The organism is Paenibacillus macquariensis, assembly GCF_900156375.1.
Classification (GTDB): Bacteria; Bacillota; Bacilli; order Paenibacillales; family Paenibacillaceae; genus Paenibacillus_AQ; species Paenibacillus_AQ macquariensis.
The window spans coordinates 300065-314858 of the sequence record NZ_FTNK01000004.1 but is presented as its reverse complement, the minus strand read 5'-3'; the positions used below and the strand labels follow the sequence as shown (position 1 = coordinate 314858).

The following is a 14794-nucleotide window of genomic DNA, read 5'->3' as shown; positions in this document are numbered from 1 at the left end:
CTAATTCTCCAATATTTTGATCATACGAATACTTTCATTACTTAAGATCAACCGTCGGTCACTCTCACGCAAGAATGCATCCGGTGAAAGTAAAAGTAATTTTCTTTCTCGGTCAAGATCGATAAGCACGTTGGTCAAATGATAGCATCCATCCCACTCCCCGCTTTGCATTTGGATGCGAAAATACTGTTCACCTAGCCGACCCACGACTGAAGTCTTTTGTTTCGTTCTAATCCTAAAAGAAGAAAAACCATACTTAAAATGATGTGCCTCTGCCATAGGGTAATCATCAATGATGTAGTCCAGCTCGTCTTTTTCATCTGCATGAGCAACAGTAGCAGTAACATCTTCCGTATCATCTAGCGATTGAATCAAGCCCCCCTCGTACCAATACGTACGTCCTTCCTCCGCAAATCCAAGTCGTAGATACCAAGCATGGACCTGTTCATTCCATGAGAACACATCCAAAGCCAACTTATTAATGCCTTCCATCCGGGCTAGTTTTTCGCCGTATGCCATGAGCAGCCCGCCGATACCATCTTTCCGATAGGCGGCATCTACGTTCAAGTTGTTCAGAACCAACATCTGTTCCATTCTTCGCCATTCAGCGAATCCAATGAGAATATCTCCTGAATAGGCTCCTATCAGCAGTGTCGTTGAATGGCTCCCACACCTACAAGCCGCTTGTAGATAAGCGGCGTAACCAGTACAGGCGAATATCGTTTGATTGTAAACCTGCTCCGGCAAATAGCTCCGCAAGAGCTGGCATGCTTGGTGAATATCGTCTTCATGCAGCGGACTAAACTGCACATTCATGCCGATCCCTCCTTTTTATTCATCCTGTACTCATCCAAGGGGAGACTATGCTTACCAGGATTTGCTACAATGTCATCTTGTCGAATCACCTTCAGTACTGTCTTGCACAATATCCAAGTATCTAGTCGAAAACTTAGCTTCTCAACATAGGTGATGTCATAAGAAAGCCGCTCATTCCACGGTAAAAGATTGCGTCCAGACACCTGCGCTAAGCCCGTAATACCCGGCCTTTCAGTGAATCTCGTCCTCTCTCGTTCTGTGTAATATGGGCTGTAACGCATGAGCAAAGGTCGTGGGCCAATCAGGCTCATTTCCCCTTTCACGACATTCAACAATTGTGGTAATTCATCAAGACTCAACTTCCGGATCTTTCCGCCGAACTTGACATAACGCCGATCATCCGATAACAGCTGGCCCTTCGTATCATACAGTTCAGCCATCGTTCGGAACTTGTAGATGTTGAATGGTCTCTCTCCCCGTCCTGGTCGCTGCTGCTTGAAAAAAATTGGGCTTCCCAGCCTCATCCGAATCAACAACGCCACCACAGCCATGACTGGACTTAACAGACATAACATTAAGATCGCTCCCACAATATCGCAGCCTCGTTTCATATAGCGATACATGTAAGTACATCTCCCGCCCTTCTCTTATTCCGTAAAAAGACGTTCCTTAAGTAATTTTACCTCTGCAAAATCGACACTCCAGTAGTACACCTTCTTCCCGACTAACGGATCTGGACCGAAACTATTTTTACCTGGAATTTGCTCGTATGTGAAATCATCGGATTCCATACCTTTAAACAACCAAGCGAGGCTGATCAAGTCACTGTCGCTAAAGCTTGTATCGATTATGTCATTCTGCTGTTTCAGTAATAACCCAGCTAGGTCAGGAATATGCTCGGGTTTCAATAGCTGTTTAGCTACGGCTCGAACGATGTTGAATTGCTCCCGTTGACGACTAAAATCACCATCTTTGGTGGAATACCTTTCCCTTGCTAGGTAGAGTGCATGCTCTCCATCCAGATGTTGCTCGCCTTTCTTGATTGTAATCTCCGGGGTTATGGTCACATCCTGATCGATTACCATATCGACCCCACCGATCGAATCGATGAAATCACGTACCCCGGAGAAATTCGTCTTGATGTAGTGATGTATAGGGATGTTCATAAAGTCGCTGACGGCCTGAACGAGCGTTAACGTTCCCTGCTGATTACCACCCTTTAACTCGCCAACAATATGAGCATGATTGATCTTGGTATAACCGACATTTTGCACATAAACCCGAGTATCACGTGGCACAGAGACGATATTCACCTTCCGCTGATCCGGCATCACATGTGCTACCATGATCGTGTCTGCGCGCGAGTTTTCCCCACCCCAGGTATCGGTTCCGATTAACACCACATTAAAGGATAAGGTTTCCTTATCTGAAGTAGCTTGTGTTGCTGTGGTCACTTGCGAAGACGGTAGAAGTACATTCCCTTCCGTATTAGGAAGACTATTTGGCGTATCCACCGACTGCTCCTTCCCCTCAGACACCGTAGAAATATTCGAACTGGGTACCGTCAGGGGATTAAGGACAGCCTTCTGGAATCGATGCTCCGGATTTAACACTCCCCAGATCCAGATACCACCAACTACAATCAGAATAAGAAAACCAATGAATCCGAATCTTCCAATCCGTCTCATGACTGCACCTCCACCTCTAATCTCCCTGCCGCGCTTACCCTGCAATCTTTTTATCCATGTACCCATTGGCGACTTCATCGATCATATTCCAGCTTGAACTTCAGTTTTGATTCGTTCAAGCTCCTGAGTGCCCACCTGCGGTTCTTCTTGAAAGCCCGTATAGCTTGGTATAAGCTGCTTTAATAGTTTTTTGATCTGTTGACTGCCAGGTACAAATTCATATGGCTTGCACAAGTTCTCCAGAACACCAAGAACCATATTTAGTTCGGACCTTGAAACGTCTTGCGGACGGCTGACCATGATGCGATAGTTTTTTGTGACAACCCCCCCTTCCTCTTCAGTCAGGAGTTCCTCGTATAGTTTTTCTCCGGGACGAATGCCGGTGATCACGATGGGAATATCCTTTTCGGGCTCCAAGCCCGATAAGCGAATTAAATCCCGTGCCAGATCGTATATACGAACCGGCTTACCCATGTCCAACACGAACACTTCGCCCCCCTGTGCCAGCACACTCGACTGAATAACCAACTGCACCGCTTCGGGGATCGTCATGAAATAACGCACCATTTCCATATCGGTAACTGTTACTGGGCCGCCATTCTCGATTTGTCTTTTGAATAATGGGATGACACTCCCTCGACTGCCTAACACATTGCCGAAACGAACAGCAGCGAAAGCAGTCTTGCTGAATGCATTCTGATCATTAATGATCATTTCCGCTGCTCGCTTCGTAGCCCCCATGACACTTGTCGGATTAACCGCTTTGTCCGATGAGATGAGGATGAACCGCTTGACTCCATATTTGTCACTCGCCTCCGCTACGTTCCTCGTTCCGATGACATTGTTTTTGACCGCTTCCACCGGATTCATTTCCATGAGTGGAACATGCTTGTGCGCAGCTGCGTGATAAACGATCGTAGGTCGGAAATTTTGAAAGACACTTTCGATTCGCGACACATCCTGAATGTCAGCAATGATTGGATGAATCACCTGTTGGGGGTATAATTCGCGTAGCTCTTGTTCAATGAGGTAAATACTATTCTCTCCATGGCCTAATAGCAGCATTTCCTTCGGACGATATACAGCCAACTGCCGGCACAGCTCCGAACCAATTGAGCCTCCTGCACCCGTGATGAGAATACACTCACTCCCCAAATTCTCGCGTAGCTCCTCCGTATTGATCTCTACTGGTGCTCTACCAAGCAAATCATTTACGGACACTTCACGGATCATATTAACTGCCATTTTCCCATCTAAAATATCCGTCATGCTAGGCATTATCTTGATCTGTGCTTTGGTAGATTTACAGATCTCGATAATCTCCAGCATGGCGCTTTGTGGAGCGGTCGGAAGTGCAATTATAATAAAAGAAATATCTAACTCCTTGACGGCTTCAGGAATATAACTTCTGTTACCAACAATTGGTAATCCCATCATTTCCAGCTTTTGTTTGGTCGGATCATCATCAATGAAAGCGATCGGGTTCATGAACTTAAATTTGGAATGCTTGATGTCTTTGGTAACAAGGATCCCTGCCTTCCCCGCCCCTACGATTAGAAGATTTCCTTCGAATGAATCCTTCGCTCCCGATGACACAAACCCATCATTCATGAGGCGGCTGACAATTCGTATACCGGTAATGCCCAGAAACACATATCCCGATGCAGAATAAATTGAAATCGGTAGTCGATAAGAGGGGACAAGTAAATGCGCTGATACATTGACAATGATAACTCCAACGAATGTTAGGACGCTCACTTTAAGAAGCAATAATATCTCTCCCATACCGGTATATCGCCACATACTGTTATACGCTTTGAAACCGAAAGAGCCTGACATATGCACCGCAATGTGAATGAATATCGCCACCGGAAGCATCCGCATATAGAGCTGGGGAATTTGAAAATCAAACCGAAGCAAAAACACTAGCCACACTGAAGCCGCAACAATCCCCGCATCCAAAAAGATCAAACGTACGAGCCGCATTCTCCTCATCACTTCTTTCACCCTTATTAACTGAATGGTCACACACTACCCGTACTTATATGTGCGAATTACCTATCCCCCGATGCCTGCACTCATAACGGACGAAATCACATTCCGCGCTGGATCGTTCAGTGCTTCAATATAAATCGAGTCCATATCACGGAGCACTGCAGGTAACCCGTAGCGAAGGATCCTTTCCTTGTTCACTTCTCCCATTGCAGCGCCTAAAGCCGGATCGTCCCTCAGTTGAAGAAATGCCTTTGCGGTTGCGACTGCATCGTCAACTGGAACTAAAATACCCGTTATTTCATGATCAATCAAATCGCGAAGGCCCCGAATATCCGTACCGATAACTGGTTTACCTGCTGCCATCGCCTCCATAATCGCCCGGGGTAATCCCTCGCGATATGACACGAGCACTGCGGCATCACACGCTCTCAGCAGATCTGGAATATCCCGTCGGTATCCAAGCATATGGACCCGATCCCGAACGCCGAGCTGATTGGCTAGTTCTAGTAGTGTCTGCTCGGATGGACCGGTGCCAGCTAGTGCCAGATGAATATTGCCTACGTGATCGCCCAACTGACATAGCGCTTCGATCAGCTGCTTCTGGTTCTTGTTGGCATTCAGCTCAGCAACACACAGTACGACGAACGCAGGTTCTTCTTCGGCGTTCGTCGGTAAATCGAATAACTGACGACGCCACTCTGTCTTCTCCGTCTTGGTTGCGGGATGTTCCTCCCTGCCACCGTAAACATTGAGATCAATCCCAACGCCACTCACATAGGTAACTTTATTTCGCACTGGAAATTTGAGGGCACGCTCAAAATCTTCACCATTAATAGTGATCAACACATCCGTAAAGCGTGCCATCCAGCGCTCGAACGGATAATAAAGCATCCAATTTAGGAGAGGTGCTCCTTTGAAAAAATGGAAACCGTGCGCTGTATACAATGTGCATGGTACGCCTGCCCTATGAGCCGCAATCCGGCCGAGTATCGAGGCCACTGGTGTATGCACATGGACGAACTGGAATCCTTCCTTTCGGAAACTTTCAGTTAAGACCCGTAGAGCCTTCCAGTTCTGCGCTTGCAGCGGGCTGCGTTGAATAGGCACATCGTGGCACACGATCCCCTTCTGTTCCAACCGTTGCCTTTCTTCCCCGGGCTGTGCGTAAGCATGTACTTCGCAGCCCTTTTGCTGCAACAAATCCATGTAAGGTAAATGAAAGTTGCCAAAATGCCCATAAATGGAGGCGACAAAGGCAACTTTCACTGGCACACTGACTTCAGCAGATATGCTCTTGTTGTTGTACTTGTTCTGGTGGTTGTGATTGGTGTGGCGTTCGTCCGGTCGCTCGTTCAATCCTCTTGGTTCGATGTAGCAACTCTCCTTTCAGTTTTGCATCCGTTAATCGGATACAAGCTGCGATCATAGCCATCATGAACCACCAATAGCGTTGGAATAATGCTTCGATGCCCATTGAGAGTCCAATCATCGCGGCATGAGACAGCAGTAATGCCAAAATGATCGGCCTGTGAACGGGATCCGCTGTACGGTAAGAACGGATACCCACGATGAAGAACCAGACCATGAATCCGCCATACACCATCAACCCTAGTAAGCCGAATTCCGTCATAAACCAAAGCGGCGTGTTATGAATGATAATACGTAGCTCATAGTTATATGTACCGAGTCCAATCCCGAACAACGGGCTTTGTGCTATCCAATCCAACGCCTTACCAATGATATCGAGGCGGGCCTGAATCTGAGAAGGTCGACTGGACATTGACTCGAGTACATCTAGATAAGCCGTACCTTTATACAGCAGCAATGCCACGAAAGCCGCGATAAACCCCATAGCGATCTTGATCAATCTGGAAGGATTACTCAGCAAAAGTGTAAGTAGCACAAGTACTAGACCAATCCACGACGAACGAGAGAAGGTCATCATAATACCACCGGACAAGGTTACCGTGGCTATTAAGCTTACCCATCCCTGAAGAAGCTTCACCCCACTACCACTCGTCATAATATGAACGGCGAAAGCCGTCACAAGCAGTCCTCCGTATGCATTCGGATCAATCAGCATACCGGACAATCGTCCGTCTTGTATCATGAACGGAACCTTTACTCCGCTAAAGAAAGCGAACAGAGCAACACCATTCAGACATAGTACACTGATTAAAAAGACCCGTAACATCGTATATAACCGATCCCAACTGTCTACTGCCTGAATGAGCATGATATATGTCAGCAGAAGGAGTAGAAGTCCAACATCCTTTTGCAACAGGGCGTATTGAGTAATGAACCCATTACGCCAGATGGATACGAATGAAGCTAGAACAAAGATAAACAGCATGCCCCAATGCCATGAGCTGAACTGTCTTCGGTCCAATTTAAGGTGTAAACCTACAGCGAACAACCCTAACAGTAAGAAGAGATCCGACGGTGCGATTCGGAATGCTCCTCCGATATCAAATTGTGCGGGAAGGCATATGATGTAGCCCATGACCGCAAACTGAAATAACTTGCTCATGGTGTAGGGGGTATGTAATGCATCTTTTTTAATGAGAGTTCTCCCTACAACTGATAAAGACCGCATACAACCCCTACTTTCCTATTTGGAAACAGCCTCTATGCGGCCGCTTCTCGTTGTACCTGTTTCTTTGCCTGGCGGATCACATAAGAAAGTACGACCACGCTACCAATCATCTGTACGAATAATGCCAAGCTTGCCCCCATCGCAGCCCCTATCATCCCGTATTCAGGTACGAATATAAGACAGGCTAACCCATTCGTATTCGCTGTGCAAAGAAACAATGGAATCTGCGCTTTGAATTTCCCGGTGGCCGTAATGGCATACCAGAGATAGGACGAAACAAACACCAACAAGGTAGAGACGAGTAACCAACGAAATAGCCCTATCTCTTTAGCCACGTTAGGACTGTATAACAAGGTCAGCAGTTGCTGGCCAAACATCCAGCCGATTAAACATGCGATTGCACTAATCCCCACGCCCATAGCTACCATTCGTCGGAGTAAAGAAACAAATTCCTTGTGTCTGCCGGCAGCGTGCCAGCGGGCAAGACGCGGTGTTATTGATTCCCCTAGGGCGGTAACGACAACATTGCAGGCAACGATCATGTAGGAGAGCGAAGCATATACGCCTAAGTAGTAGTCCCCTTTAAAGTAAGAGATCGCATATAGTGGAATATTCGTATTAAGCGACATCAACGCTAATACAACACCAAGCGGCGAACTTACGATCAGCAAGTTCCATAGTCGACCCTTGTTAAATATAGGAACGAGAGACGTGAATGCTCTCGCTTTGCGAGCATCATAACCGATCGTTATAGCCAACCATCCGAGGATCATGATAAATAATGCCAGAACAAGGCTCTGTGTAGGGATAAATACGAAAGTGAAGATAAGTATGGATAGCAAGCCTTTAGCAGCTCTTGAGAGAGATATTTGATCTAGCCTCTCCTGCTTTTGAACGATACCTAATATAATATCGCTGAGCGATTCGACGATCCTATACAAACTGATGAAAAAAATAACCAATGCTGTGTTCCAGTCAATGCCACTTAATATGCAAAAGCTTGCTGTGATCGTAAATGCAACTGTGGTTGTCACTAGCCGAAGGCCAAAAAAATCCCCAAAGACGTATTTCCCTGATCTGTCAATGATCAAGACCGATCGTAGATGCAGATGCGACAGCATGAAGATGGGCGCAGTCACCGCAAGCCCAAGCGAATATTGCCCAACATTTTCTGGCGACCCAAATTTGTTTAGCAATATCACAATGACGAACTGAGCACCTGCATAAGTGATGTTTCCAAATAAATAACGAAGAGAAGCAAATGACATAATATGTTAACCCATTACTGAAGAAGTGGCCCAATCTTCAAAATCTTCGCCGCGAATTTTTTGGTGTCTGCTATTCTTACTGTGATTCAATACCGCTCCCAGTAAATGTGCCCCTTCCTGCTCAAGTAGCTGTTTCGCAGAACTAGTGTGTTTCAGCAACACCTTCCCAGATTTCACAACAAGTAGCACCACCTCGGCCATTCTCGCCAAAGTAAGTGCGTCCGAAAATGGAATTAAAACAGAAGAAGAGTCGATAACGATCGTATCCCAGCGCTCGCTAAGCTCCGCAAATAAACTCTTCATTCCCTGGGAGCCGAGTAATTCGGCTGGATTCGCTGAGATAGGGCCAGATGTCAGTACAGAAAGCCCTTGTAATTCCTTAATAGAATAAATGCAATCATCTAAGCAGGTGTGATCAACAAGGATGCTGCTCAATCCTACCCCATTTGGTAGATCAAATGCCTTATGCACGGTTGGCGTACGCAGGTCTCCATCCATCAGTAGCACGGTCCTACCGGTTTCCGCCATGGCTATAGCCAGATTCATCGCCACTGTCGACTTCCCTTCCTGAGGCAGAGAGCTTGTGACTAATAACGATCGGATTTCTCCACCCACCCGGGTATAGCGAATATTTGATCGGATCGCACGAAATAGCTCTGCATTAGCGGATTTCGGTTGTTCCAGGCAATATAATCTTGGCACATTCTTCTTCATATCTGCTTGCTCCTTCATCTGATTTGGATTTCGTCTTGATCCGCTGTTTACTTACCTTCAAATTACCCACCGTTCCTAGTAGAGGTAGCTGTAAATCCAGTTGAATGTCTTTGGCATTGTTCACAGTTTTGTCCATCAATTCTCGGAGGATGGATATTGCGATCCCCGCAATCAGTGCTAGTCCGAAGGCCACTACCAAATTAAAGGCTGGCTTGGGAGAGATGACCTCATTAGGAACCTTCGCCCGGTCTAGAAACACGACATTCTCTACCCCCATTATCGATTGGATATTCTCGTTGAATGCCTCCCCAAAACCATTCGCGATTTCTGTTGCTCGTATTGCGTTCGAATCCGTCACAATGACCGTCGTCAACAGTGACTCACTGCTTGTTCTTGTCTTGACATGTTCGAGCAGTTTTTCCGGTGTCATCTTTAGTTGCAGCCTTTTGACGACTTCTTCCGCTATCCTACTGCTTCGGATGATCTCCCCGAAAGTTGTTACCAGCTTTTGCCCTGCCATAATGTCATTGATTGGTTTCTGTTGCCTGTCTCCTTGAATAATAATAGAAGCTGTCGCCTCGTATTTCGGCTTTATAACATAATAGCTAACGAAACTGGCTACTCCCATCGCAGCTATACATAACACAATGATGAACAACAGCCTGCGTTTCACTAGTTTCATAATGCTGCCTAGTTCGAATTCCATTGATTATTTCTCCTAACTCGTTAATGTATTTCTATCCTTAATAAAAAGATGATTGTAGTATCCGAACAATGTTGGACCAACAACACCAATAATTTCCTATAACTTCATTGCTTAGTTCCCTCCATTTTAGATTACTTTGATTTCTTAAGATTACCCACTTACCTTCGCGCATTCTATTATCCGAACGTAGCAACATAGTCGAATTCGGGTATACCTTCATTCTCCTCACGAACAAAAAAAATAAGACAAGCTCTCCCTAAGGAAAGCTTGTCCGATTACAATGATTATGTTTTTTTCAAGTAGCTGTTAACCAGTTGCGTTCGATTCCTGACATTCAGCTTCCGAAATACCGCTGTCAAATGCTTCTTGACCGTTACTTCTGTAATATATAAGTCCGCCGCAATTTCTTGATTCGTATAACCATTCACCAGCAACCCCACCACTTCTTTTTCCCGCTCGGATAGCATCGACATACCATCATCCGGTTGCTTGAAATGATCTAAAAGGCCGAATGACGCTATCATTTTATTCAAATAATCCTGCAGCTTGCCGCCCCTCGTATCCAGAACGTAATATGGCGTAGGAGCATTAATGTCATAATCGTAATGTGCAACGTTTTTTACCTGCTCGCAACCCAAGCTAAGGTGGAATTCCTTTAAGAAGGAGAGATCTGGAGGAGCAGTCGTCACGACAAAATCGGAAGAAATAAGCAGTGATATGAACGATAGCCCTGCAGTTGTACGTATTGCCACGTCCTCAAAATCCGTCACATCGATCGTTTTTACAAAATAACCCGCAATATGTTCAATCGGCACCCGGAGTTCCCTTAGCCTATGTTCCGGTAGGCTTTGGAAATAAGCGGATGACAGCGGGTGAGTTAACAAATAGTCAAGTGTTCCTGTATGAATCGGAATGATTGCCGTCAGGCCACATATTGCCCCCTGAGGATCTCTCATCAGCTTAACAATGCCAGGATCGAGCTCGTAAAGCTCTTGAAGATGTATATGCTTAATCGGGTAAAAGCATTCTTCTTTAGAAATCATATACTCGAACCTCTCGCCCGTGTCCGGGTTCTGGAGAGGAAGGCAAACTTCCTTCAGATTGAGTTGACGATTGTACAAATACTGCTCTGCCTCCGCCAAATTGGACGGATTCAACGTCTCCATGAGATTGGGAGTCGATTTCTGAAAACAGAAATTGCGGACAACATGATCGCCGATATAATAGTACCATTCGACGACTTCCCAAGCGATCGTCTTTCTCTTGGACTGGTTGGTCAACCTACTGTAGTAAAACATGATGCAACGCTTCCATAACCAGTCGTAATGTTCAGGCTGCCGCAAACGTAGATCATAGCTGATGGCATCCCGCATCAAATCATGAAGGATCCACCCCCTATCCACTCTCCGAATGAAGGAAAGTCCGATCAGCCATTGGAATAAATCCGTCTTTATCTGCCGATCCAATACATAGGAGAGCAGCTCCTGGTTAAAATGCCGAAGGACAGCTACGGTCTCTACAAGCTCCCTAAGATTGTCGTCCGGAACCTCCTTTAACCAAATGCCCACGATATGTTCGAACACTTCGCTTCCATCCACCAATTCCAAGCCCTGATTGTTCTGAACCATCGTCGTCGAGACAATCAAAGACAACGTGAGCGCATGTCCTCTAGTTTTTACCCAAATCTGTTTTATCATCGTCTCCTGAGAAATACCCGAGCGCTCCAGATATTGCTTAACGGATATATAATCCAGATCCCCAATGGGCATCCGATGTATCCAGTGGCGCCATGCCGGAGAACTGAGCCATATGCCTTGCAAGGGGAATCTTCCCGCAATGAGAATCAGGATTGCCGGGTTCAATTGTGGGAAAAATGCCTCTCTCAGCCAGAGCTCCATATCACCCATATCCTCGAAAGTGTCCAATGCGAGGACAAGCTTCTGAGTCAGCGCCTTTTCAATCAGGATGTCATGACATAGCTCTAGAAGCGACTGCGGCTCGGTAATCTGCTGAAGCTTCTCCATCGGATAGCCGAGCATACGCAACAATTGCATGCAGAAGGCCTGCGGTGTATGAGAGAACCCGCGGCTGTCCATCAACAGAAAGGCGGCATTCGCATTCATCGCTAGCCGACGGAACTCATCGATTAAATAGCTTTTTCCTACGCCGCCGGTACCATAGAGATTCAATATCCGTCCCTGTTGTTGGTCGTCTGTCAGCTGCTCTATGAAATACTGAATTTCGATGTCCCGGCCTACCAAATAATGCCGTTCCAGCTGGTCAATCTGGACAGCTATGCTTTCTTGGGAACCGCCTGCCTTCACCGTACCATCAAACATAGGATATACCCACCTTCGAATTACATCATTATTAAAATGAAGGACAAGTACGTTGCAGCACAATAGGTTCTTTCGCCTTCTAAAAGTAAACCGGTCAGGATCATTTTGCGAACCTAGCCAGCGCTCGTATAATCAGCTCAGTAGAATGTTCACCTGCAGAACTGCCGTCCGATAATCGTAGCCATTCAACATTATGATCTTCTGCCCGCTTCTCTTCTTCACGTGCAAATGTGCCATTGTTTTCTTCGTACCGTACCTCCTAAATCTCCGTCCTTATCGGGATAAGAGTTTCTCTTAACAATATGCTTCTTCCAGTAAGGTTCAGCACTAACTCCTTCTTTAGATAAATAATATATTTTATTCTATTGTGGAAGTCAGTACTTCTTTTCGATATTCTTATCGCATCAATAAGTTATTGTCCATAAGTACAAAGCAACTTAAATACGATTACTCGTGTGAGTGTGATCACCTATCTTGTCACTTTCATTTATTCACATAATAGGATTGAGATTATTCATCACCCCTTTCCTTCCCACTCTTCAAGGAATACAAATAACGCGTCGGCGAGAGATTAGTTATCTTCTCTACCAGCGCGTTATTTAACATTTAGGATTCAGATAAAACCCACATATCGAGAGTAATTCTTTGATTATTATGGTCCACTATGTATTGAATTGCGTGATCTTTTCGTTCCTTATAGTCATTATTCATTAAGTCAAACTCCCCAATTACCACTTGTATAAACTATCAATATTATACCCTGTATATGGAAAATCCTTATAAATTAAATAAAATTAAATTCACCTAAATTTCGTATCACATGCCAGTATTACATTGTATTTTGTACATATGTATCGGAGTCAAATAAACGAGCGTAATATGAAACCATTTGTGACGGCCCGCCCCTTCGATATCGGCCGTCTCGTAGTAATCCTTAGGAATACTTTGTGATCCCGCCAAAAATAAAATAACGTTGTACCCGATATTTTTCCACGTATATACGATTTCCAGCACACCAATTGACAACTCTGATTCCATCCATCCTGGAACGAATATAGAAATCCCATACCAAACGAAATGAGATAAAAAATAGAGAAGCCTATTAGGCTAGGTGCAAGAAACAGAACTGCAACGGCCCATTCTTTACGCAGCAGTCTGATCATTTTCAAACCCTCCTTTGCCATTTTTAAAAAGCGAACGGACCCTATAAGTACCTTTTAGGGCCCATTTCGATTTGTCTTTCTATTCGTTAATTACAGTGGTTACTCTGTTTTGAATGAGTTTTGCCACTGCTTCTGGTGTCTTTTGTCCTGAGAAATAGGCTTTAGACTCTTCCATTAATATCTCAATCACTTTAGAGTCCTTATACTGTACTGGATATTTAGCGGTTGTCAGAAACTTCTCTAATTCATCAATATCCTTTTGTGTAATTTCATACATAGCATCCTTCAACGGTCCGAATGGCTGACCAGAATCTACCTTCCCCTTCTTTAGTACCTTCTCCACATCCCATTCGTATAACGCTTTATTTATAGGAAAGCCATATGCGCTTGAGTTTTCCTTCATTTCATCCGATATGACAAACTTCACAAACTCCCATGCTTCCTCCTTTACGTTCGAACTCTCGTTGATACCCATTGTTTGGTACGTTCTAAAAAAACCTCCCGCTTCTTGGCCTTTGGCATTAGGCTTTAAGTAAAGTTTTCGCTTGTAATCAGAGCCACTCGTATTAGACAGATCCGGTTTCGTCTCTCGGACATAGTCTGATGGCGAGTTAATTTGAACTTGTTGAAAAATAATATCTCTCGCAGCTGGGTTTATCACTTTTTCGTCCATCAGATGTTTTACTTGCTTGAGAAGATCGATAAAGGCCGTAGAATCGAAGTTAGCCTTTCCGCTCTCGTCATAAACAAACTTTGCATACTGGTCTTTTACTAAATTGCTAATCAAGAGTTCAGGATTAGCCATAATAATTCCGTTTGCTAAGTTTAATCCGGCTGGATTGTTTTCCGATTTGTTGGATATTTCCTTCGCAATACTCGCAAACTCACTCCAATCCCAACTGCTGTCATCGATTTTCACTCCGCTCTTCTCGATCATTGCTTCATTTCCAATAAGTCCATAGAGGAAGAAGCTAGACGGCATACTATATAATCCTCCGTTTATTTTTACTCCGTCCAAAATGCTACTGAAATATTGTTCCTTCTTAAAGGTCGTATCCTTATCGATCATCTCGCCTAGGTTCGCTAGAAGCTTCTTGTTTACATAGTGATCGGTTGGCAGTTGATCCATTATTAGTATGTCGGGCCCTTTACCGGCTAACATAGCTGTTCCTGTCTTCTTTACAAACTGCTCTAGCTTTACTTTCCCATCGGAGTCATTAGATTCGATTTTCTCCATTTCGATTGTAATATGAGGATTTTTAGCTTCGTATAGCTTCTTTGCTTCCAAAAAAAAGTCATAATTATAAAAGGTTGAGAGCACAATCGTTTTTTTCTCCGTATTATTCTTCTTACCATCCGTCCCATTCTTAGGAGAATTTGTTGCTTTCTCGTCAGTTCCTGTCGAAGTGTTTGCTTGTCCATTCGCTCTATTGCTGCCACTTGGTCTACTGCAAGCAGAAACGACGACCATTATAATCGCAATGAATATCAGCATCTTTTTTTTCATTG

General features: G+C 44.8%; 11 protein-coding genes and 1 pseudogene. All 12 read right to left on the bottom strand.

Translation table 11 applies throughout. The annotated features are described in order from the left end of the window. The 12 genes and pseudogenes from BW961_RS10055 to BW961_RS10000 all read right to left on the bottom strand — a co-directional run bounded on the left by BW961_RS10055 (position 1) and on the right by BW961_RS10000 (position 14792). Complete coding sequence (locus tag BW961_RS10055) at positions 1–816, bottom strand: GNAT family N-acetyltransferase (RefSeq protein WP_068585196.1); 816 nt, start codon at positions 814–816, stop codon at positions 1–3. Next, complete coding sequence (locus BW961_RS10050) at positions 813–1439, bottom strand: sugar transferase (RefSeq protein ID WP_068585200.1); 627 nt, start codon at positions 1437–1439, stop codon at positions 813–815. The genes BW961_RS10055 and BW961_RS10050 overlap by 4 nt, the downstream gene beginning before the upstream one ends. Before the next feature lie 24 nt (positions 1440–1463). After that, positions 1464–2504: an LCP family protein gene (locus BW961_RS29875; protein ID WP_068585202.1), complete on the bottom strand. Its 1041-nt coding sequence runs from the start codon at positions 2502–2504 to the stop codon at positions 1464–1466. A gap of 81 nt (positions 2505–2585) precedes the next feature. Further along, positions 2586–4499 carry a polysaccharide biosynthesis protein gene (locus tag BW961_RS10040; RefSeq protein WP_068585205.1) on the bottom strand — a complete coding sequence of 638 codons (1914 nt, stop codon included), beginning with the start codon at positions 4497–4499 and terminating at the stop codon, positions 2586–2588. Between the two features lie 63 nt (positions 4500–4562). Then, positions 4563–5765: a glycosyltransferase family 4 protein gene (locus BW961_RS31560; RefSeq protein WP_082867466.1), complete on the bottom strand. Its 1203-nt coding sequence runs from the start codon at positions 5763–5765 to the stop codon at positions 4563–4565. A 13-nt stretch (positions 5766–5778) separates the two neighbouring features. After that, positions 5779–7095: an O-antigen ligase family protein gene (locus tag BW961_RS10030; RefSeq protein WP_068585210.1), complete on the bottom strand. Its 1317-nt coding sequence runs from the start codon at positions 7093–7095 to the stop codon at positions 5779–5781. A gap of 32 nt (positions 7096–7127) precedes the next feature. Continuing rightward, positions 7128–8363, bottom strand: coding sequence for an oligosaccharide flippase family protein (locus BW961_RS10025; RefSeq protein ID WP_068585213.1), 1236 nt, complete (start codon positions 8361–8363; stop codon positions 7128–7130). Between the two features lie 6 nt (positions 8364–8369). Next, positions 8370–9077 carry a CpsD/CapB family tyrosine-protein kinase gene (locus BW961_RS10020; RefSeq protein ID WP_068585215.1) on the bottom strand — a complete coding sequence of 236 codons (708 nt, stop codon included), beginning with the start codon at positions 9075–9077 and terminating at the stop codon, positions 8370–8372. After that, positions 9025–9783, bottom strand: coding sequence for a YveK family protein (locus BW961_RS10015; RefSeq protein ID WP_068585219.1), 759 nt, complete (start codon positions 9781–9783; stop codon positions 9025–9027). Before BW961_RS10015 ends, BW961_RS10020 begins: the two co-directional genes overlap by 53 nt. 284 nt (positions 9784–10067) lie before the next feature. Continuing rightward, the gene (locus BW961_RS10010; RefSeq protein ID WP_139331598.1) at positions 10068–12185 is read right to left on the bottom strand and encodes a LuxR C-terminal-related transcriptional regulator; all 2118 of its coding nucleotides are present in this window, start codon (positions 12183–12185) and stop codon (positions 10068–10070) included. Positions 12186–12959: 774 nt separating this feature from the next. Then, positions 12960–13163: pseudogene (locus tag BW961_RS31900) on the bottom strand (sugar ABC transporter permease); the annotation flags it as partial. 201 nt (positions 13164–13364) lie between these two features. Continuing rightward, on the bottom strand, positions 13365–14792 hold the full coding sequence (locus BW961_RS10000; RefSeq protein ID WP_068585228.1) for an ABC transporter substrate-binding protein: 1428 nt from the start codon (positions 14790–14792) through the stop codon (positions 13365–13367). Positions 14793–14794: the final 2 nt, after the last annotated feature.

What these genes read in the sequence shown, in the direction of transcription:
- BW961_RS10055 (WP_068585196.1), bottom strand. Translation starts at nt 816, where the DNA reads ATGAATGTGCAGTTTAGTCCGCTGCATGAAGACGATATTCACCAAGCA.
- BW961_RS10050 (WP_068585200.1), bottom strand. Translation starts at nt 1,439, where the DNA reads ATGTATCGCTATATGAAACGAGGCTGCGATATTGTGGGAGCGATCTTA.
- BW961_RS29875 (WP_068585202.1), bottom strand. Translation starts at nt 2,504, where the DNA reads ATGAGACGGATTGGAAGATTCGGATTCATTGGTTTTCTTATTCTGATT.
- BW961_RS10040 (WP_068585205.1), bottom strand. Translation starts at nt 4,499, where the DNA reads ATGAGGAGAATGCGGCTCGTACGTTTGATCTTTTTGGATGCGGGGATT.
- BW961_RS10030 (WP_068585210.1), bottom strand. Translation starts at nt 7,095, where the DNA reads ATGCGGTCTTTATCAGTTGTAGGGAGAACTCTCATTAAAAAAGATGCA.
- BW961_RS10025 (WP_068585213.1), bottom strand. Translation starts at nt 8,363, where the DNA reads ATGTCATTTGCTTCTCTTCGTTATTTATTTGGAAACATCACTTATGCA.
- BW961_RS10020 (WP_068585215.1), bottom strand. Translation starts at nt 9,077, where the DNA reads ATGAAGAAGAATGTGCCAAGATTATATTGCCTGGAACAACCGAAATCC.
- BW961_RS10015 (WP_068585219.1), bottom strand. Translation starts at nt 9,783, where the DNA reads ATGGAATTCGAACTAGGCAGCATTATGAAACTAGTGAAACGCAGGCTG.
- BW961_RS10000 (WP_068585228.1), bottom strand. Translation starts at nt 14,792, where the DNA reads ATGAAAAAAAAGATGCTGATATTCATTGCGATTATAATGGTCGTCGTT.